This window comes from Plantibacter sp. AC185 (assembly GCF_979258065.1).
Genome location: NZ_OZ409831.1, coordinates 3,232,211 through 3,251,204, shown reverse-complemented (window position 1 = coordinate 3,251,204; position 18,994 = coordinate 3,232,211). Strand labels below are relative to the sequence as shown.

The 18,994-nt window shown below is 68.4% G+C and carries 17 protein-coding genes and 1 tRNA gene; 9 read left to right on the top strand and 9 right to left on the bottom strand.

All coding sequences use genetic code 11. The features are described 5' to 3' along the window. Window positions 1–2: 2 nt before the first annotated feature. The 6 genes from ACZZZB_RS15260 to ACZZZB_RS15235 all read left to right on the top strand — a co-directional run bounded on the left by ACZZZB_RS15260 (window position 3) and on the right by ACZZZB_RS15235 (window position 9,044). Window positions 3–947, top strand: a complete 945-nt coding sequence (locus ACZZZB_RS15260; protein WP_463530119.1) for a hypothetical protein — start codon at window positions 3–5, stop codon at window positions 945–947. 2 nt (window positions 948–949) lie between these two features. Further along, entirely contained in the window at window positions 950–4,468 is a 3,519-nt protein-coding gene (locus ACZZZB_RS15255; protein ID WP_463530118.1) for a fibronectin type III domain-containing protein, read from the top strand. 1,362 nt (window positions 4,469–5,830) lie between these two features. Then, complete coding sequence (locus ACZZZB_RS15250) at window positions 5,831–6,106, top strand: hypothetical protein (RefSeq protein WP_463530117.1); 276 nt, start codon at window positions 5,831–5,833, stop codon at window positions 6,104–6,106. Between the two features lie 456 nt (window positions 6,107–6,562). Next, the gene (locus ACZZZB_RS15245; protein ID WP_463530116.1) at window positions 6,563–7,036 is read left to right on the top strand and encodes a hypothetical protein; all 474 of its coding nucleotides are present in this window, start codon (window positions 6,563–6,565) and stop codon (window positions 7,034–7,036) included. Between the two features lie 668 nt (window positions 7,037–7,704). Beyond that, window positions 7,705–7,890 (top strand): helix-turn-helix domain-containing protein, encoded by a 186-nt coding sequence (locus ACZZZB_RS15240; protein ID WP_079003108.1) that lies wholly within the window; start codon window positions 7,705–7,707, stop codon window positions 7,888–7,890. Further along, window positions 7,890–9,044: a site-specific integrase gene (locus tag ACZZZB_RS15235; protein WP_463530115.1), complete on the top strand. Its 1,155-nt coding sequence runs from the start codon at window positions 7,890–7,892 to the stop codon at window positions 9,042–9,044. The genes ACZZZB_RS15240 and ACZZZB_RS15235 overlap by 1 nt, the downstream gene beginning before the upstream one ends. A 188-nt stretch (window positions 9,045–9,232) precedes the next feature. Here ACZZZB_RS15235 and ACZZZB_RS15230 read toward each other — a convergent pair. The 6 genes from ACZZZB_RS15230 to topA form a co-directional block, all read right to left on the bottom strand. Beyond that, window positions 9,233–9,308 (bottom strand) — tRNA-Thr (locus tag ACZZZB_RS15230). 35 nt (window positions 9,309–9,343) lie between these two features. Next, window positions 9,344–9,985: a TetR/AcrR family transcriptional regulator gene (locus ACZZZB_RS15225; protein ID WP_064294663.1), complete on the bottom strand. Its 642-nt coding sequence runs from the start codon at window positions 9,983–9,985 to the stop codon at window positions 9,344–9,346. A gap of 13 nt (window positions 9,986–9,998) precedes the next feature. Continuing rightward, window positions 9,999–11,624: an alpha/beta hydrolase gene (locus ACZZZB_RS15220; RefSeq protein ID WP_463530114.1), complete on the bottom strand. Its 1,626-nt coding sequence runs from the start codon at window positions 11,622–11,624 to the stop codon at window positions 9,999–10,001. Between the two features lie 9 nt (window positions 11,625–11,633). Continuing rightward, complete coding sequence (locus ACZZZB_RS15215; protein ID WP_137243700.1) at window positions 11,634–12,767, bottom strand: DNA polymerase III subunit delta'; 1,134 nt, start codon at window positions 12,765–12,767, stop codon at window positions 11,634–11,636. 202 nt (window positions 12,768–12,969) lie between these two features. Continuing rightward, entirely contained in the window at window positions 12,970–13,605 is a 636-nt protein-coding gene (tmk, locus tag ACZZZB_RS15210; RefSeq protein WP_463530113.1) for a dTMP kinase, read from the bottom strand. Further along, complete coding sequence (topA, locus tag ACZZZB_RS15205; RefSeq protein ID WP_463530571.1) at window positions 13,602–16,457, bottom strand: type I DNA topoisomerase; 2,856 nt, start codon at window positions 16,455–16,457, stop codon at window positions 13,602–13,604. The genes tmk and topA overlap by 4 nt, the downstream gene beginning before the upstream one ends. Before the next feature lie 161 nt (window positions 16,458–16,618). Here topA and ACZZZB_RS15200 point away from each other — a divergent pair, with 161 nt between their 5' ends. Then, the gene (locus tag ACZZZB_RS15200) at window positions 16,619–16,864 is read left to right on the top strand and encodes a hypothetical protein (protein ID WP_064294660.1); all 246 of its coding nucleotides are present in this window, start codon (window positions 16,619–16,621) and stop codon (window positions 16,862–16,864) included. A 19-nt stretch (window positions 16,865–16,883) separates the two neighbouring features. On the opposite strand, the gene ACZZZB_RS15195 is transcribed toward ACZZZB_RS15200, so the two are convergent. The 3 genes from ACZZZB_RS15195 to ACZZZB_RS15185 are packed head-to-tail and all read right to left on the bottom strand — an operon-like array spanning window position 16,884 to window position 17,872. Then, a complete protein-coding gene (locus tag ACZZZB_RS15195; RefSeq protein ID WP_463530112.1) occupies window positions 16,884–17,306 on the bottom strand; it encodes an Rv3654c family TadE-like protein in 423 nt (140 codons plus the stop codon). Beyond that, window positions 17,303–17,614, bottom strand: coding sequence for a TadE family type IV pilus minor pilin (locus ACZZZB_RS15190; RefSeq protein WP_463530111.1), 312 nt, complete (start codon window positions 17,612–17,614; stop codon window positions 17,303–17,305). Before ACZZZB_RS15190 ends, ACZZZB_RS15195 begins: the two co-directional genes overlap by 4 nt. 45 nt (window positions 17,615–17,659) lie before the next feature. Continuing rightward, window positions 17,660–17,872: a DUF4244 domain-containing protein gene (locus ACZZZB_RS15185; protein WP_121293956.1), complete on the bottom strand. Its 213-nt coding sequence runs from the start codon at window positions 17,870–17,872 to the stop codon at window positions 17,660–17,662. Between the two features lie 175 nt (window positions 17,873–18,047). On the opposite strand from ACZZZB_RS15185, the gene ACZZZB_RS15180 reads away from it, so the two are divergent. Both ACZZZB_RS15180 and ACZZZB_RS15175 read left to right on the top strand, forming a co-directional pair. After that, on the top strand, window positions 18,048–18,398 hold the full coding sequence (locus tag ACZZZB_RS15180; RefSeq protein WP_463530110.1) for a PadR family transcriptional regulator: 351 nt from the start codon (window positions 18,048–18,050) through the stop codon (window positions 18,396–18,398). Continuing rightward, window positions 18,395–18,958 carry a hypothetical protein gene (locus ACZZZB_RS15175; RefSeq protein ID WP_411556743.1) on the top strand — a complete coding sequence of 188 codons (564 nt, stop codon included), beginning with the start codon at window positions 18,395–18,397 and terminating at the stop codon, window positions 18,956–18,958. The genes ACZZZB_RS15180 and ACZZZB_RS15175 overlap by 4 nt, the downstream gene beginning before the upstream one ends. Window positions 18,959–18,994: the final 36 nt, after the last annotated feature.

Genomic DNA, 18,994 nt, shown 5'->3' with positions numbered 1-18,994 from the left:
CCATGCCGCATCGCCCGACTCCGTCCACCGCGCCCTCGATCCGCTCCACGACAGCGAACCGAGGCCGACGACGACTCGCGGCGATCTTCACGGGGGTGGCACTCCTCGCCGGCTTCTCGGCCGGTGGATCCCTCCCGGAGCCCGCCTACGCCGCCTCCTCGGTGACCGCACACGTGGTCGACCGCCCCGACCTCGCGAACGTCGCCGACCCCGACTACCTCACCGACGTGCAGCTCTCCGGCTCGGGCTTCCAGTCGATCAAGAACGGGCACGGCGGTATCTACGTCGCCTTCGGCTGGGTCGCCGACGCCGAGTCGTGGCGCCCGAGCAACGGCGGCGTGACCGGCGCCGATTACGCCTACGTCCCCGACGACGAGACCAACCCCACGGGCTACATCCTCTTCGTGACGTTCCCCGGGAGCGACACCGCGGCCGCCGCCAACGGGGGCGAACTCTCCGCCGACGGCACCTGGTCCGGTGTCATCAGCATCCCCGGCGCCCGCTTCGAATCGCTCGACCGCGACGGCAACGCCCAGACCATCGACTGCCTCAGCGTGCAGTGCGGCATCATCACCATGGGGGCCCACGGCGTGAAGAACGCCAACAACGAGACGTTCACGCCGATCACCTTCACCGATCTGTACGGCGACGATGCCGCTGCTCCGGCGCCCGCGCCGGTAGCCCCGGAGAGCGCCCCCGAGCCGACGGTGATCTCCAGCACCATCGTCGCCGAACCGGACGAGACCGCCGCCGCCTCTGCCACCGACGACCTCGTCCCGCTCCTGACCGGTGCCGTCATCGGCGTCGGCGCCCTGTCCGTCGGCGCGGTCGCGTTCCTCGTCTGGGCGGTGCTGAGCGGACGTCGTCGAGCAGCGCTCGCGGCGACAGGAGCGGCGGGCGCGACCAGCACGGCAGACGCGACCGGCACGTCCGGCGACAGCGCGTGACCATGCGCCCCGGTCCCGCATCACGCACCTGGTCCGCCCTGATCGCCGGCGGCCTGAGCATCGGGCTCGTCTTCGCAGCCGTCGGACTCGACGCAGAGACCGCGACGGCCGACCAGGCCTCGTCCGCCGTCGTGGACTCGCCGGCGGCGACCACGGCATTCCCGTCGGGAGCAGATCCGATCGCCGCCGAAGCCGTCGTCACCCCGGTGGATGCCGCCACCGTCTCCGTCGCGTGGCCGGCCTCGGTCGACCCGGCGACGAGCACGCAGGACGGCACCGCGGCGACGCTCCTCGTCCTGGTCCTACCCCCGGTCGATCCGGAGGCTCCGGCTGCGCCGGTCGACCCGATCGCGGTCCTGCAGCCGTCAGCCGAGCGGGACCCCGAGGCCGACGCAGCCGCACTCGCGGCCGGCCTGCCCATCCTCCAGACGGCAGAGCCCGTCGATGTCGGCACCACAGCCGACGGATCGGCCGCCGCCCGGGTATCCGGCCTCCAGCCCGCCACGGACTACCGCTTCGCCCTGCGCACGGTCCCGACTGATCCCGCCCTCCTCGCCGCGAGCGCGTCGCCACTGGCCGAGTCCGTCGCGACCCAGGCGGCGACGCCCGCTCCCGCCGCCGAGGAGCCGCCCACCGACGACGAGGCACCCCCGGCAAGACCACAGCCGAGCGCGACACCCGAGGAGGCCGTTCCGACGCCGAGCGGCCCGACCGAGCCGGCCGAGGCCCCGACCGCCGATGCGACGCCGACCCCCGAAGCGGACTCCGCCGGACGCGCCGCCGCCGTTCCGGGCACACCTGAGGCTCCCAAGGGATCACCGGCCGGAGCCGGCACGATCGAGGTCTCCTGGCCGGCGGTCGCCTCGGGCGCACCCGTCGTCACCTACACCGTCACGGTCCTGCGCGACGGCTCCGTCGTTCGCACGATCCCGGGCATCGACCCGCTCGTCGCGGGGACGACCACGCTCGTCACCGGGCTGCTCGCCGACACAGCGTACGCCTTCACCGTCGTCGCCGTCGGCGCCGACGGACCGAGTGCGTCCTCGTCCTCGTCCGCTCCGGTGACCACGGCGAAGGGCGCACCGTCCGCTCCCCCGCGGGCCACCGTCGTCGGCCTGCTCGACGACCCGCTCGGCCTCGTGGCGAGCTGGACCCCTCCCGTGTCCGACGGCGGCTACGCCATCACCGGCTACACCGTGGAACTCTTCACCGGCAGCACCGTCAACCTCACCAACCTCGTGAGCCGGACGGCGGTCCCGGCGGACCGCACGCGACTGGAACTGCCTCGCATCGGCATCGTGGGCTCGTCGCTCAGCGTCCGCGTCATCGCCTCGAACGGCGCGGGCGACACCGCCTCATCGCTCAGCGCGCCGGTCCGTATCGACGCGACGGCTCCCGTGACCACACGCGTCGCCACACCGACCGTGACCGAGGGGCCGACACCCGGTTCATTGCGTGTGACGTGGACGGCTCCAGCCGGGACGACGGCCTCGACGGGATACCTGCTCCGCGTCGCGGCCGCCGACGGCGTGTCCGCCGCCATGACCGCCGCCGTGATCGACCTCGGCGGCGACTTCGCCGCAGCTGGACCGCTCGAGGCGGTCGTGGAGAACCCGGCGCCAGGACGCCGCGTGTCCGTCCAGATCACGGCGTTCGAGACCGCTTCCCTCGCCGGTCTGATCCCGACGACCCACCGGACGACCTCCCTGCGGAGCGTGGCCGTCGAGACGAGCGGCTCGTCCACGCCGCAGCAAGCCACCCCGCCACGTTCCGTCACGAGCGGCGACGTCGACAGCATCTCGGTCGACGGCTCGACGATCGGCGTGACGGCCGGGAACGGTGCTGCGATCACCGCGTTCGACCTCCTGGTCTTCCAGGCGGGTTCCGCTGAACCCGTGACGACGACCCGCGTCGACGCGATCCCCTCGATCGACGACCCGACCCTGCTCACCCACGAGCCGACGACGGTCGCCGGATTGCAGGCGGACACCGCCTACACCGTCCGCGCCCGCGCCGTGAACGCCGCCGGACCCGGTCCGATGTCCGCGGCGAGCGCCCTCGTCGTCACCCTCGCCGTCCGACCACCCGGCTCGGTCCCGCCCAGCTGGACCTCGCTCGCAGCGTTGCGCGCCGCCGTCGAGCGAGGCTCGGTCACCGGTCTCGACGCCGCCCAGGCAGCCCTCCCCGCGACCGTCGAGCCGACGAGCGCCCTCGAGCCGTCCTTCGCCTGGCCGGGTTCCACCGGTGCCACGGGCGGAGAGGTCTGGCTGTTCGGTTCGGCGACCGACGATCGGGCCCCCGTCCATCTCGGCGCCTTCTCCGTCACGGCCGGTACTGCCAGCGCGTCCGTCACGGTCGGCCAGCTCGCGGACGGGGCGTACGCGCTCGCCTTCGTCCCGACCGAGGGCCGCGCGGTGGCGGTCTGGCTCGAGGTCGTCTCCGACCAGGGCGGTCCGACCAGGGTCGACGACGCGATCCTCCGATGGGGCTTCAGCAACGAGGCCAACAACGGTGCCTTCTTCGGCGGCTGCAACTTCCTCACCGCCGGGCATGTACCCGACGTCGGTTCCGGCGCGATCATCGACGAGAGCCGGTACCGGGCACAGGACGGTCCCGTCCGCATCGAGAAGCCGAACGCCGGCGGGGCGTACGAGCTCGCGAGCTTCGCCACCCGATGCCTCGACCGCTCGGGCAGCACGGTCGACTCCAACGTGACGAGCGCCTTCACGGATTCGCAGCTCGTCATCGTCGGCGGCTCCGGCACCGTCGATCCGTCGACGAACAGCGGAACCATCAGCTGGACCGGGGACTTCTCGGTCGCGTTCTACGGTGGGCTCACCTACTGGAACGGCTCGAACCCGACCCTCACCGTCGTCGACGGTGTCGGAACCCTCACCGCCACCGCGAGCGGCTTCGGCACCGACATGGCCGATCAGACGAAGTGGACGCCGATCCCGCCGCGCGAGATCGAACTCGCGACGCTCACCGGGGTGACGATGCGCAGTGACGGGTTCACCGTGTCGCCCGACTACCTCGGCGTGGACATCGCGCAGGGTGACCAGGTGGCGAAGACCGCGGCCAACGCCGCCTACTGGGGGTCCTTCCCGCAGAGCTTCATCGACTTCCAACAGCTCACCGGGCAGTTCTCCTACTGGTTCACGAGCGGCGGGCGCCAGGATCCGGGCAAGGTCGCACTCCCACTGACCGTCGGGTTCGACGCGTCCACCTTCGTGGCCGTCCCACCCGCTGGAGCCCCGACGGCCGCAGCGCCCGACCTCGTCCCTGAGGCCAAGCGTTCGCCGTTCGCGCTGCGGGCACCCGGTGCGCCGGCCCCGGCCGCGGCGGTCGGTGCCGCGCAACAGGTGACCGAGATCGTGACGGTCGTCCAGCGAGGCAGCGCTCCGGCGCCCGCGTCGCAGGTGGTCCCGTTATTCATCGCCCTCCTCGCGCTGCTGGGCGGCGTCACGGTCGTCGCGGCCGCAGGTGGCGGACTGATCGCCTCCGGCGTGGTGAAACCCTGAGGTCCGATTCCTGAGAGTGGGCAAAGTTCGCCACCCATCTGCCTCGACCCCAGGCAGCGATTGTCAATGCGCACTTCAAGGCATTGGGGCCTGCCTTGACGAGAACGAAACGCCTGTCACGCCTCGGAGTTGACGCACGGTGATCACATCCGCCATCGTCAATGCTCCTCGCTGTCTGCGTTCGATAAGGCGCTCCGCCGCTGCAGCTGCGAGCCTGCCGGTGGCAACCGACTGACCCTGCCCCGAGAGAGACATCACCTCACCGGTTCTCCGATTGCCCACGCTGACACCCCAGGAGTCGCCGCCGATGTGCGGCGCAAGAGCGAGCAGTGGCGAGAGTGCGGGCAGCGCTCCGATGACCCCGAGTGCGGCGGTGGCCGCACGGGTGTCGATCGCCAACCAGGAACGCACCGCGATGTTCAACCGCCGCCCTGCAAGCAGATCGTCCGGGAAGTCCGCCCGCAGATGAACTCGCTTGCCACCAGTCGGAGTAGGAAGGCGCCGCCAGGACCGCAGGTTGACAACAGAGTGGGGTTCTGGCGGGGCATGCAGCGTCGCTCCGGCAAGGCGCGCTGTCCAGGCGACGGCAGCGGCCCCGTGAGACTCGCCTCCTCCGAGCAAGACAGCTACATCGACATCGTCCCCCGGGACCGTTTCCAGTGCGTGAACGAGCACCGTGCTGGCACCAGGGGCAATGCCGGCTCCGAGAAGGACTGCTCCGTCAGCCGTCACACCCGCTGCGAGAGCCCCTAGGTAGGACGCGGTCGCCGAGACGTCCACGAGTGCAGTCGTTCCCACCGCAAGCTGTACAGCGCCCGATTCCAGCCCGCTCGCGTCGATCACGACATCGACCCCCCGAGCCGCCGCAGCGAGAGCGTCTCGCCCCACGGTTGTGGATGCATCGATCGCCAGGTCATTCTCTGCCGCGCTGCGGCCCGCGCTGCGCACAGCATGCCCTCTCGCTCGGAGTTCGTTCACGGCAGCGGAACCTACTGCTCCGCGGCCACCCAGGACGAGCGCCTTCACTGCTCCTCCGCCGCGTGTGCAACTGAACTGCTCGTCTGATGAGTCGGCGCAGAGCAGCTGAGGTTCGCGTCTCGTGATGGCGCGTGTATCGCAGGAGCTGGACAGGACATTGCTATGAGCGACATCGGCACCCCCCGCAGCCGTTGGGCCGCCCGTGCGAGCAGGGGTACCGCCCAGAAGACAGCGAGTGGCACGACGATGGTGACGACAACTGCGGTACGGAGCTGATGCGGCCAGTCCTCGGACATGGGGGCGAGAAGCGTGGACACCACTAGCGATAAGGGCAGTATTCCAAGCCAAGTCACGAGGGCTTGCAGCGGACGTGGAAGAGGACGCATGAAAACTCCAAACATTCGGTTGGGTTTCAAGATAGCAGACTGCAACCATTTAGTTGGAGATCGGAAAACACTCGCCGCCGCACCCCATCCCACCAACACCGGCACCGGCACCGGCACCGGCACCGGCACCGGTGCAGTTTCCGCCAGCGCACGCATTCGCCGGCTCACCAAGGGTGCTGCCACGATGAAGGAACTGATCTTTCACCGCCTCGCCGACAAGCAGATCTGGTCTGCGGCAGCGGTGGCGACCGAGGTCAGGGGCCGCTGGGAGTGATCGAGGTCGACGCGCGATCGCATTCGCGGCCACCATCGACCGTCCGACTTCTCCATAGATACGGTCTCCCTGAGAGCTTGGTCCTCGACCAGGGACCAAGGGACGTCACCTGGCCGGGTACCGGAATGGTAGATGTCGCGTGGTTTCACCCGTCCGGCGTTGACGACTTCGCGGCCAAACGGCTGAATGGGATCTGTTCAGCCGCCGCAGGCGTTGAAGCGTGATGATGACCGATTGCCTCCTAGCCCCACACCCGACTCGCCACGAGGCCTCAGCTCTCAGATACCGGAAACGAATGACGGTTCTCAACGAGCCGAGGACGATGAGCAGGACCTCGATGCGCGCGCCAGCCCGTTCTTTGGTTGACCTTCGGGTCGGAACGCCCGAATCCCCCGACGGAACATCCTCTGGCCTCGCAGCCCGCCTCTGCGCTCGCACACAACTTCAAGGACACCAATGAACACCGAACCTCCGGCATCGCTGCGCGAGATTCAAAAGAAGCGCCACGCTCTGCAACAGGCCGTCATTCAGGATTTTCTTGACGACCTCCCAGAACCAGTACATCTCGCTGACATCGCAAAGCGTCTCTACCTCAGCTACTCCCTGGTGAAGTACTACCTGACAACGGGGCAACTCGTCGGGGTGTTGCGAAACGGGAGGTGGCACATCGACGCGTATGCCAGCCGAGAATGGATCGGTAGATTTCTCGCGTCGCGAGCGAGCCGCCGTCTTCGTCTCCATCGACCGATTGAAGTTCCGGACGCGATCTCTGTTTCGGTGACCGCGCCAGACGCACTCGAGCGGTTGCGTCAGTTGCAATCGGTCGATCTGACCGCAGATGCAGTCGTGGAGCACGCACTTCGGGCTCTTCCAATGAGCGACACAGTGCTCGTTCTGCGCGCGATCGACGAATTGACCGAGGTGATATGACGAAGATTTCTCGAAATGCTCGGACGATCCGAGAAGGTATCTCCGCCGGTGTCAGTCTCAGGCGCGAGCGAGGAACACGCCGTTTCGCAACGCCGCCAAAACGAGATCTTTTCTTACTGGGGTCGCTGGTCGTAGGGGTCTTATTCTTCGACTGCGTGATTGGCCTGGTCTTTGCCCTCGTCACGCAGTCCCTCTATGTGGGCCGCGGACACAGTGGGTGGGTGGGTCCGGGGATCGCGATTGCACTCGTTCTCTGCCAGTCCTGCATCTTGGCGATCGGCTCCAGCCTTGCGCGTTCCCGCGCATCGCACGAGGGTAGCGTGAACGACTCTGCCTAATCATGCATCGCGCTGAGACCCCACTCCAGACCTGCTGCGAGAAGCAACGGCGGACCGCCCGCGTCAATGACGCCAAACACTCTCAGGCCGACGACGCAATTCGAGGACGCGCCGCTGGGGCAGCGTCACCGTTCAACGCTGAGGATCGGCATCTTCGTCTGAGTGCTTGATGGTTGGAGGCGAGCAAGAGAGTGGTCTGAGGTCTGGAGCCCGGGCGACCGCCCAGCCCACTAGAACCCAGTCAAGGGGAAGTCCGCCGAAGGTTCCCGGGTGCGACAAGGGACTGTGTCGGTCGCCGCCGGTACCCCGCCCCCAGATTGGACTGCCCCCATGCCTGTAGAGAAGCTCATGCTCACTGCCGAGGAAGCTGCTGAATCGCTCGGGGTCGGCCGTTCCACGGTCTACGACCTCATTCGACTCGGTCAGCTCTCCAGCGTGAAGATCGGACGCGCACGTCGCATTCCGGTCGCAGCCTTGCATCGCTTCGCCCGAACGTTATCCGGTGAAGACGCGTAGTGGGCCAACGCGCCAACGGCGAAGGTTCGATCTACAGGCGCGAGGACGGCCAGTGGACTGGCGCAGCATACGTGTTGGCCGCGAACGGAGCGCGCAAACGTCGGACTGTCTACGGACACACCAAAGCACAAGTCGCAGCCAAGCTCCGGGACCTCATCTCGCAGACCGACGCAGGCGTCCCGACCGCCGTCTCGGGCTGGACGGTGAAGACCTACTCCGAATACTGGCTTACCCACATCGCGCCAAACGCGCTCCGTCCCACCACGAAAGCCAACTATGAGTGGGTTCTGCAGAAACACGTGCTCCCATCGGTTGGCACGAAGAAGCTTGAGCAGCTGACGCCACAACACGTCCGCGAGATGCACAGCAGCATCGCGCGCACTGGTGTCTCGGCCCATACCGTTCGGCTTGCTCACGCTGTGCTCCGCAGCATCCTCGCCGAGGCAGCCCGCGAGCAGCATGTCGGGCGCAACGTCGCGTCTCTCGTCCGCGCGCCCAAGATCGAGCACCAGGAAGTCGAGCCGTGGACAGCAGACGAGGCCTCCGACTTCATGGAGTCCAGCCGCGACTCGCAGTTCGCCGAGCTCTACGTGCTCGCTTTGACACTCGGGCTACGCCGGGGCGAACTACTCGGCCTGCGCTGGGCTGACATCAACGCAGAGCGGACACAGCTCCGCGTGCGGCAGACCGCTCATCGCGCCGGAACCGGGCAGGGGATCTCGATCGGCCCAACGAAGACCGCGCGATCGCGTCGGACGCTGCCGCTACCCGCCAGGGCCATCGCTGCGCTCAGAACACGAGCAGCCCACCAATTGTCCGATCAACGCGCCGCGGGCGAAGCCTGGGTCGACTCAGGGCTCGTCTTCACCACGCGGACCGGCACACCGATCGAACCCAGCAACCTCCGGCGCAGCTTCGACAAAGAGATCGCCGCGGCAGACGTGCGCCGGATCCGTTTCCACGACATGCGCCACACCTGCGCATCGCTCCTTCTGGCCCAGGGCGTGCAGATGCGTACGGTCATGGAGATCCTCGGGCACGCCAACATGGCGATCACCTCCGACATCTACTCCCACGTCGCGCCGACGACGCTTCGAAACGCCTCAGATGCGATGAACGCCGCTCTCGACTTCCCCACAGCAGGCCCAGCATGACCGTGCACGTTCATCCTTGTTCGCCATCGTCCGCGGGGTCGTTGCTACATGCGTTGCTACACGCGTTGCTACATTTTCGTGCCTATCCGGCAGCTGTCGCCCGTCTTGGCAATTCGAGCCGGCCTCCGGGGCGACATAGAAAAAGCCGTTGACCTGGTTTTTCCAGGACAACGGCCGGGTGAAGCTGATGGAGCCGCCCAAGGGAATCGAACCCTTGACCTTCTCATTACGAGTGAGATGCTCTGCCGACTGAGCTAGGGCGGCGCGTGCGCTGGTCGCCCGGCGCACGAGTATCCATGTTAGCGCAGCTTTTGGACCGTCGTGTACAGCTCGGCAAAAGAACGCCGGATCCGCTCGGCGAGGGACCCTGGCGTCGGCGCATCGGCCCAGCAGCGCCACGCGTGGCGCAGGCCGGCGAAGCCCACCATCGTCACCATCCAGCAGCGGTCGAACAGTGCCTCGGCGTCCTCCGCGAGCGTCGGATCGTCGTTCAGCACCCGCCGCTCGACGACCTTGTACAGGCCCTCCTCGAAGCCACGCATGCTCGCGATCCGCGCACCCAGCAGGTGCGGGTGGTCGCGCAGGACGTCCTTGCGGAGATGGTGGATCTCCACGTCCTCGTCGGCGTCACCGACGGTCCGGGCCAGGAGCTCCCCCAGGTCGGTGAGCACGTCGGTGGCGGGCCCCGCGGTCAGGAAGGCGTGCAGCGCGTCGCCGTCCGGGATCAGCGGGATGTCGCCGATCAGCGCCTCCTCCTTCGTCCCGAAGTAGTTGAAGAAGGTCCGTGGCGAGACCTCCGCCCGACGGCTCACCTCCTCGACCGTCACATTCTCGAGCCCCTGCTCACTCGCGAGCGTCAACACCGCGTGCTGGATCGCCCGACGCGTCGCGAGTCGCTTCCGCTCGCGGAGCCCGAGTTCAGCCGGCGCCGTCATGGTCATCAGGATCCCGCCGTCAACTGCACATCGGGTCCTTCGATGGCACCGTGCCGTCGATGAGGTACTGATCGACCGCCTGATTCACGCAGTCGCTGCCCTTGTTGTAGCCCGTGTGACCCTCACCCTTGTAGGTGATCAGCTGACCCTTGTCGAGCTGCTCCGCGAGGTTCTGCGCCCAGACGTACGGCGTGGCCGGGTCGTTCGTCGTCCCGACGACGAGGATCGGCGCAGCACCCTTCGCGTGGATCTCCCCACGCTCGGTCCGCGTCTGGTACGGCCAGTTGGCGCAGAACGTGTCGCCGTAGGCCATGTACTGGCCGATCACGGGAGCCGCCTCCTCCAGCTGCTTCGCCTCGTCGGCCATCTTCGTCTTGTCGTCGTCGTAGCTGTAGTCGAGGCAGTTGATCGCGTTGAAGGCCTCGGTCTGGTTGTCGGCGTACTTGCCGGACTCGTTGCGACCGTTGTAGCCGTCGGCGAACTGGAAGGCGATGTCGGTCCCGCCCTGCATGACCTCGTCGAACATCTGGCTGAGGTACGGCCACGCATCGGCCTGGTACAGCGGGTAGATGATCGCCGTCAGCAGGGTGTTGCCGCCCAGCTCACGGCCGTCGTCGCCGGGGATCGGGTTCGCGTCGACCTCGTCGAGGAGCGTCTTGATCTCGGTCATCGCGCTGTCCACCGAACCACTGAACGGGCAGTCCTTGCCCGTCATGCAGTCCTCGAGGTAGGCACGCAGAGCACTCTCGAAGCCCTTGGCCTGCTCCTTGACGACCTCGAAGTTCGACGTCGACGGGTCGATCGCACCGTCGAGCACGAGGCGCCCGACGTTCTTCGGGAAGAGCTCCGCGTAGGTCGCGCCGAGGAACGTGCCGTACGAGTAGCCGAGGTAGTAGAGCTGCTTGTCGCCGACGGCAGCGCGCAGCATGTCGAGGTCCTTCGCAGCGCTCTGCGTGTCGACGAACTCGAGCATCTTGCCCGTCTCCTCCGCACACGCGTCGCCGAAGTCCTTGGCGGCCTTCTCGTTCGCGGCGATCCACTCGTCGGAGCCGCGCTTGCCCGGCGTCACGTCGTACAGGTACGCGTCCATCTCGGAGTCGGTCAAGCAGGTCACCGGCGTCGACTTGCCGACACCGCGGGGGTCGAAGCCGACGACGTCGAAGTTCTCCTGGAGGTCCTTGTCGACCGCGAAATCGAGGCTGTCGGCGACGAGGCTGTAACCGGAACCACCCGGGCCGCCGGGGTTCATGAAGAGCGAGCCGATCGGCTTGCCGTTCGTGGCCTGGTGCCGCACGAGCGCCAGGGAGAGTTCGCCGTCCGAGGGGTTGTCCCAGTCGATGGGCGCCTTCGCCGTGGCGCACTCGAAGCCGTCGGCACAGCCGCTGGTCTTCCAGTCGAGCTTCTGCTCGTAGAAGGGCTTCAGCTCGGCGTCGACGTCGCTCGTCGCCGGCGAGGAGGACGACGTCGTCGGCTCGGCGGCCTTCGGCGGCAGGAAGGCGGTCACGCACCCGCTCAGGGTGAGCGCCGCGACCGCGAGACCGGCCACCAGGGCGACCCGCGCCGTACGGCGCGCACCGGGACCCCTGCGACGGGGTGCACCGGTCGATCCCGTCGAGTCAGACGGCTGCTGCCTGGGCGAAGTCACAGAGGCTCCCTACCGGACCGCCGACACGAGCATGGCCTCCAAGGCCAGCGCCGGGGCGACGTTCCCTTCGATTCGTGTGCGGGCGACGGAGATCGCCTCCAAGGTTTCGATCGTAACCGCAGGCGTCGTCCGGCGAGCGGCTTCCTCGAGTTCCGGACGCAATTCACGGTTGATGATCGTGGCGTCGTGCCCCAGCTGCAGGAGCACGATGTCGCGGTACAGCGAGAGCAGGTCCACCATGATCCGGTCGAGCCCGTCGCGCAGGCTGCGGGTGGCGCGCCGCTTCTGGTCCTCCTCCATCGCCCGCACCTGCGAGCGGAGGGCCGGTGGGACCGACTGACCGGGCTCGACGCCGAGTGAGCGCAGCGTGCTCTCCCGCTCGGCCTCGTCGCGGAGCGAGGTGTACGCCTTCGCGTCGTCGCCCGCCAGCTCCAGGAGGCGACCAGCGGTGACGACCGCCTGGCCGGCACTCCGGATGTCAAGAACGGCACGGAGCGTGGACTCGCGGCGCTGCCGCGCGCCGGGGTCCGTCGCGAGGCGGTGGGCCATGCCGACGTGGCTCTGCGCCTCGCGGGCGGCGCGTTCGGCGAGTTCGGGTGCCACGCCGTCGCGCCGTTCCAGCAGCTCGGCGACGTCGTCGATGGTGGGGACGCCGAGGCGGACCGAGCGGACGCGCGACCGGATGGTGGGCAACAGGTCGGCCTCGCTCGGTGCGCAGAGCACCCAGATCGTGCTGCTCGGCGGCTCTTCGAGCGACTTCAACAGCAGGTTGGAGGTGCGCTCGGTCATGCGGTCGGCGTCCTCGACGACCATGACGCGGAAACGACCGACGGACGGCGCGCGGTAGGCGTTGCGGACGAGGTCGCGGACCTCGTCGATCGTGATGATGACGCGATCGGTGCTCAGCGCGGAGAGGTCGGGGTGGGTGCGGGCCTCCACCTGACGACGGGTGACGTCGTCGCCCCCGGGCTCACGGCTGAGGAGCGCGGCGGCGAACGCGTAGGCGAGGGTCGACCGGCCCGATCCTGGCGGCCCGGTGATGAGCCAGGCGTGGGTGAGGCCCTTGGGCGTGACCGGGTCCGACGCCGACTGGAGGAGCTCGATCGCGTCGCGTTGACCCGTCAAGTCGGTCCAGGAAGCCATGCGTCTACGATACCGGGCGGTACCGACCTGAACCGGCGGGGCCCTTCGACAGGCTCAGGGACCGGGAGGATGTGCGCTCAGGGACTGGAACGGTGTGGGCTCAGGGACTGGAACGGTGTGCGCTCAGGGACAGGGAGGATGTGCCCTTCGACAGGCTCAGGAACCGGAGTGGGGTGCGCTCAGGGACCGGGAGGGCATGCGCTCAGAGGAGCGGCGCGATGCGGGCCTGGATGTCGGCGGCGAGTTGCTCGGGTGGGAGCGACGCGTCGACGACGAGGAACCGCTCGGGCTCCGCTGCCGCGAGGGCGAGGAACGACTCCCGCACCCGGGTGTGGAAGTCCTGCGCCTCGGCCTCGAGCCGGTCGAACCGCTTGTTGGCGTTGTCGAGACGACCACGGGCGACCGCGACGTCCAGGTCGAGGAGCACGGTCACGTCGGGCAGGAGGTCCTCGGCGGCCCAGAGCGAGATGCTGCGGATCTGCTCGGCGTCGAGCACGCGTCCGCTGCCCTGATAGGCGACCGACGAGTCGAGGTACCGGTCCTGCAGGACGACCTCGCCCCTCGCGAGGGCCGGGCGCACCACGGTGGCGATGTGGTGAGCACGGTCCGCTGCGTAGAGCAGGGCCTCGGCACGCGGGCTGATGTCGCCTCGGTGATGCAACACGATCTCGCGGATCTCGACACCGAGCTCACTGCCGCCCGGCTCACGGGTTCGGACGACCGTCCGCCCCTGCTGCTCGAACCAGTCGCTCAGGAGTCGAGCCTGCGTCGACTTCCCGACACCGTCGCCGCCCTCGAGGGTGATGAACAGGCCCCGAGGGCGTTCTCCCTCGCTCACGTGACGGCGTCGGCCTTCGCCGCAGCCGCCTTGTTCGCGGCGCGGGTCGCGGCAGCCTTCTTCGCCGCTTCCGAACGGGCGGTCGACGTGGCCGTCGCGGACTTCGTGGCCGCCGTCTTGGCGGTCCCCGTCTTCGCCGCGGCAGTCTTCTTGGCCGGAGCCTTCTTCGCAGGGGCCTTCTTCGCGGGAGCCTTACGACCGGCCTTCGGCTTCGCCGGGCCCTTCGCGCGCTTGTCCGCCAGGAGCTGGACCGCTCGCTCGAAGTCGACGTCGTCGACCTCCTCGCCACGCGGGATCGTCGCGTTGGTCACGCCGTCCGTCACGTAGGCGCCGAAGCGGCCGTCCTTGATCTTGATCGGCTTCCCGCTCTCGGGGTCGGCCTCGAACTCCTTGAGGGCGCTCGACGCCTTCCGGGCTCCGTACTTGGGCTGTGCGAACAGCTCGACGGCACCGGCGAGGTCGACCGCGAAGATGTCGTCCTCGGAGGTGAGCGACCGGGTGTCGGTGCCCTTCTTCAGGTACGGACCGTAGCGACCGTTCTGCGCGAGGATCTCCTCGCCCGACTTGGGGTCGGCTCCGACGACGCGAGGCAGGTCGAGGAGCTTGAGCGCGGTCTCGAGGTCGATGGTCGCGAGGTCCATCGACTTGAAGAGCGACGCGGTGCGGGGCTTCTCGGCCGCCGCCTTCTTCTTGGCGGGGGCCTTCTTCTTGGCACCCGCAGCAGGCTCGGTCACCTCGCCGGTCGCCGTATCGACGGAGAGCTCCGCCTCGGGCTCCGGGTCGACCTCGGTGATGTACGGGCCGAAGCGTCCGTCCTTCGCGACGATCTCCTTGCCGGTCGTCGGGTTCACGCCGATGACGCGATCGCCGACGACGGGTGCGTCGATGAGCTCGTGCGCCTTCGCGGGCGTCAGCTCGTCGGGCGCGAGGTCCTCGGGCAGGTTGACCCGACGCGGCGTCGGTGCTTCCTCTCCCTCGGCCGGCGGCGGACCGTCGGGCGTGACCTCGAGGTACGGGCCGTACTTGCCGATGCGGAGCGTGACCCCGTCGTCGATGACGATCGAGTTGATGCGGCGGGCGTCGATGTCGCCGAGGTTGTCGATGACCTGACGCAGGCCGCGACCCGAGTCGTCGCCGAAGTAGAAGCCCTTGAGCCAGTCGACGCGGTCGACCGAGCCGCCGGCGATCCGGTCGAGGTCGTTCTCCATCTCAGCGGTGAAGTCGTACTCGACGAGTTCCTCGAAGTACTCCTCCAGGAGACGGACGACGCTGAACGCCACCCAGCTGGGGATGAGCGCCTGGCCGCGCTGCGTCACGTAGCCGCGATCGATGATCGTGGAGATGATCGATGCGAACGTGGACGGTCGCCCGATGCCGAGCTCCTCGAGCCGCTTCACGAGGCTGGCCTCGGTGTAGCGCGGCGGCGGCGAGGTCTCGTGCCCCTTCGCCTCCGGGTCCTCGATGCCGAGCTGCTGGCCTTCGGTGAGGGGCGGCAACTTCGCCTCGGACGCGTCGTCCTGGGAGTTGCGGTCCTCGTCCTGGCCCTCTTCGTAGGCGGCGAGGAAGCCGCGGAAGGTGATGACGGTGCCGGAAGCGGTGAATTCTGCGCGACCCACGTCGGTCTTCGACTCGAGCGTGATGGTCGCGGTGGAACCCTTCGCGTCGGCCATCTGGCTGGCGACGGTGCGCTTCCAGATCAGGTCGTACAGCTTGAAGTCGTTGCCGCGGAGCGTCGAGGCGAGCGAGGACGGCGTGCGGAAGGTGTCGCCAGAGGGACGGATCGCCTCGTGCGCCTCCTGCGCGTTCTTGCTCTTGCCGCTGTACAGGCGCGGCTTGTCGGGCACCGTCTCGGCACCGTAGAGGGCAGCAGCCTGCTTCCGCGCCGCGTCGATCGCCTGCTTGCTCAGCGAGGGCGAGTCGGTACGCATGTACGTGATGTAGCCGTTCTCGTACAGCGACTGCGCGACACTCATCGTCTGGCGAGCGGAGAACCGGAGCTTGCGCCCGGCCTCCTGCTGGAGCGTGGAGGTCGTGAAGGGCGCCGCCGGCCGGCGGGAGTACGGCTTGGACTCGACGGAGAGGACGGTCGCCTTCGACTGCTCGAGTGCTGCGGCGAGCGCCGTGGCCCGCTGTTCGTCGAGCGGGACGGCACTGCCCTTGAGCTGTCCCAGGTCGTCGAAGTCGCGGCCGGTGGCGACGCGGTCGCCGTCGAGCCGGACGAGACGCGCGGTGAAGGGTGCTCCGTTGGCGTCTGCTTCGGGGAGGAAGCGGGCGATGACGTCCCAGTAGGAGGCGGCGCGGAAGGCGAGGCGCTCGCGCTCCCGGTCGACGACGAGTCGGGTGGCGGCGGACTGCACGCGTCCGGCGCTCAGCCCGGGGCCGACCTTGCGCCAGAGCACGGGCGAGATCTCGTACCCGTAGAGACGGTCGAGGATCCGGCGGGTCTCCTGGGCGTCGACGAGGTCGGTGTCGAGGGGCCGCGTCTTGTCCTTCGCGGCGAGGATGGCGTCCTTGGTGATCTCGTGGAAGACCATGCGGCTGACGGGGACCTTGGGCTGCAGGACCTGCAGGAGGTGCCACGCGATGGCCTCGCCTTCGCGGTCCTCATCAGTCGCGAGGAGGAGTTCGTCGGCGTTCTTGAGCGCGCGCTTGAGGTCCGCGACGGTCTTCTTCTTCGCGTCGGAGACGACGTAGTACGGCTCGAAGCCGTTGTCGACGTCGACCGAGAACTTGCCGAGCGAGCCCTTCTTGAGCTCGGCGGGAAGGTTCTTCGGCTCGATGAGGTCGCGGATGTGACCGACCGAGGACAGCACCTCGTAGTCGTCACCGAGATATCCGGCGATCGACTTCATCTTGGTCGGTGACTCTACGATCACGAGTTTCTTGCCTGCCACGAGGCTCCTTCCATCAGGCACACCATACACACGTGCACAGCAGGCTTGTCCAATCGTGGGGCGGCCACGCGCGTGTCCATCCCCTTGCGTTCTGCGGCGTTCGGAGCAGAATGTCTGCCATGAGTACCCAGACGAGTTACACCGTGAAGTTGACCGACGGTCCACTGGAGGGCAAGACGATCAGCGCCCGACTCAGCGACCACGGATCACCGACGCCCACCGTCGACGTGCCGAGCGGCACCGCCGGCAAGGTCTACCGGTACGCCCGGACGACCGGCGAGGAGTACGACGACTCCGGTGCCCCGAGCGCCGTCGACTACCGCTTCCTGGAGGCGGTCTTCACGACCGACTCCGGTCAGGGCTGACCGTTCGCGCCGCTACCTCTTAATAGGTGGCGGTCACGGGCACCCCGACGACTGCACCGGACGCCGCCGGAGGAGGTCCGGCTCTCGCGGCGACCGTGATGGCGCCGAAGGCCGTGTCGACAGTGGCGTCGACGAGGACGGTGACGCCCTCCACACTGCAGGTGCCGAGCGACGCGTCATTGCGCGCCGCGACCATGCGAGCAGTTTCGCAGGGGAAGCCTGGGAGACGGCCGGACGCGGTGTCGGCTGCCGCCAACGCGGCTGCGTCGGCCGCGTTGGCCGCTCGCTGATGAGCGGCGAACAGCGTCACGACGGGCAGAGTCGCCAGGAGGACGGCGATCAGCGCGCCGAGGATTCCTGCTGCGAGAACCGACCCGGCCCCGCTCTCCTCCTGGATCCCGTCCTTCGCGCGGAGGACCAGGAGGCGCCACCTCACGCTCATCGGCCGCCGTCCATGGCGCACGAGGATGCCGACACCGGGACGACGCCGGCCAGGCCGGACCCGCCGACAGCGTCGACGCGCACGCAGACGAGGTCACCCTCCACGCCACTCGTCATGGTGGCCCCCGGCAGGACGCGCGCTACCCGACCCGCCGCGGTCCCGGCGTCGTCGCCTCGCCCCAGGCTCCGGGCGGCGTCCGCCGCCGCATCGGTCGCGCGGAGCTGGGTCAGCCCCACCTGCACCGCGGAGAGCCCCATCGCCAGCACGAGGACGACGGCAGGGACGACGACCGCGAACTCCGCCGTCACGGCCCCGTCCTCCGAACGGCATGTCGGTACCTTCAGCCGCACGACTCAACCGTTCGCCGTCAGGGCTCGTCGGATGAGGTCGGTGAGGATGCCCCGCACCTCGTCTCCGCGGAGGATGGCGACGAGGAGCCCGGCGAACCCCACGGCCGCCATCGTGGCCACCGCGTACTCCGCCGTGGCGGATCCCCGTTCGTCCTGCAGGACGCGCCGCACCTCGCGCGTGACACGCTGCTCGACTCGACGACCGATCGTGATCATGATGTTCCTTCCCCGCACCGGAGTGCTGCGCTCGTGGCACGAACACCTCCATGTTCGGCGACCGCGTCCAACGACGCGCGGGCGGATCCGACGTCGGCGACGGGCCGGGTCGACAGGCCGGTTGTGGAGCGAACTCGCCTTGCACCGAACCGCTATTCATGCTTGAGTAATAGTCATGGATGAACAGCTGGCGGCGCGCGACTCGCAACTCCTCCGAGGCGTGCTGCCGATGCTCATCCTGTCCACCGTGCACCGCGGCGAGACCTACGGATACGAGCTCGTCGAGCGGCTCCGAGCACTCGGCCTGGCCGATCTGGCGACCGGGGTCGTCTACCCGGTCCTCAGCCGGTTCGAAGGCGACGGACTGGTGACCGCGCGTCGGGTCGCTTCCTCGGGCGGACCAGCACGGAAGTACTACGCGATCACCGAACGAGGAGACGCGGCGAGGCTCGACGCCATCGCCCGCTGGAGGGCGATGACCGACATCGCCGAACGAGGAATCGACCCTGAAGGAGCATCAGCATGATCGACCAGAAGCACCCCACCCCGGACGACCTGCTCGCCGAGCGCGCTGCACGCGGACTGAGCGTCGCGGACCGCTGGCGACGCGACTCGTACCTGCAGCGCCTCGACTGGCACCTCGAGGCCGTGGTCACGGGGCGGGAACGCCGCTCGATCATCCGTTCACTCCGGGACGAGCTCTCGGTCGATCAGCGACCGATGACGATCGCCGTGGCCGACCTCGGCTCACCACGCGCTCTGGCCGCCCGCTACGCCGACGACCCGGCCCGCTTGCGACCGACCTGGTCGATCGGGGTCATCTGGGGCGGTGTCGCGATCCTCGCCTACTGGTTCTCGTTCGCCCTGTTCACCCTCGGGATGCTCTCGGTGGTCGAGCAGTCGACACTCGATGAAGCGCACGCACGGTTCTTCTTCGTCGACGTGCTCGCCTTCGCCAACGAAGACGGCATCGGCGTCGGCTGGTCCGGCGACGTCGCGTGGATCCTCGTGCCGATCGTGATCATCGCCGTCGCCGTGCTCGTCGGTGCACGCTGCTGGCGTGCACTGCCACGCTCGCGCGACTGAAGCAGCAACGCCACTGCAGCAAGGCGGGTCTGCGGC

Excerpts from the sequence above, each read along its gene's own strand:
- ACZZZB_RS15245 (WP_463530116.1), top strand. The coding sequence starts at position 6,563 with ATGAACACCGAACCTCCGGCATCGCTGCGCGAGATTCAAAAGAAGCGC.
- ACZZZB_RS15260 (WP_463530119.1), top strand. The coding sequence starts at position 3 with ATGCCGCATCGCCCGACTCCGTCCACCGCGCCCTCGATCCGCTCCACG.
- ACZZZB_RS15240 (WP_079003108.1), top strand. The coding sequence starts at position 7,705 with ATGCCTGTAGAGAAGCTCATGCTCACTGCCGAGGAAGCTGCTGAATCG.
- ACZZZB_RS15180 (WP_463530110.1), top strand. The coding sequence starts at position 18,048 with ATGGATGAACAGCTGGCGGCGCGCGACTCGCAACTCCTCCGAGGCGTG.
- ACZZZB_RS15200 (WP_064294660.1), top strand. The coding sequence starts at position 16,619 with ATGAGTACCCAGACGAGTTACACCGTGAAGTTGACCGACGGTCCACTG.
- ACZZZB_RS15225 (WP_064294663.1), bottom strand. The coding sequence starts at position 9,985 with ATGACCATGACGGCGCCGGCTGAACTCGGGCTCCGCGAGCGGAAGCGA.
- ACZZZB_RS15195 (WP_463530112.1), bottom strand. The coding sequence starts at position 17,306 with ATGAGCGTGAGGTGGCGCCTCCTGGTCCTCCGCGCGAAGGACGGGATC.
- ACZZZB_RS15215 (WP_137243700.1), bottom strand. The coding sequence starts at position 12,767 with ATGGCTTCCTGGACCGACTTGACGGGTCAACGCGACGCGATCGAGCTC.
- ACZZZB_RS15255 (WP_463530118.1), top strand. The coding sequence starts at position 950 with ATGCGCCCCGGTCCCGCATCACGCACCTGGTCCGCCCTGATCGCCGGC.
- ACZZZB_RS15185 (WP_121293956.1), bottom strand. The coding sequence starts at position 17,872 with ATGATCACGATCGGTCGTCGAGTCGAGCAGCGTGTCACGCGCGAGGTG.
- topA (WP_463530571.1), bottom strand. The coding sequence starts at position 16,457 with ATGAAGTCGATCGCCGGATATCTCGGTGACGACTACGAGGTGCTGTCC.
- ACZZZB_RS15175 (WP_411556743.1), top strand. The coding sequence starts at position 18,395 with ATGATCGACCAGAAGCACCCCACCCCGGACGACCTGCTCGCCGAGCGC.
- ACZZZB_RS15250 (WP_463530117.1), top strand. The coding sequence starts at position 5,831 with ATGAAAACTCCAAACATTCGGTTGGGTTTCAAGATAGCAGACTGCAAC.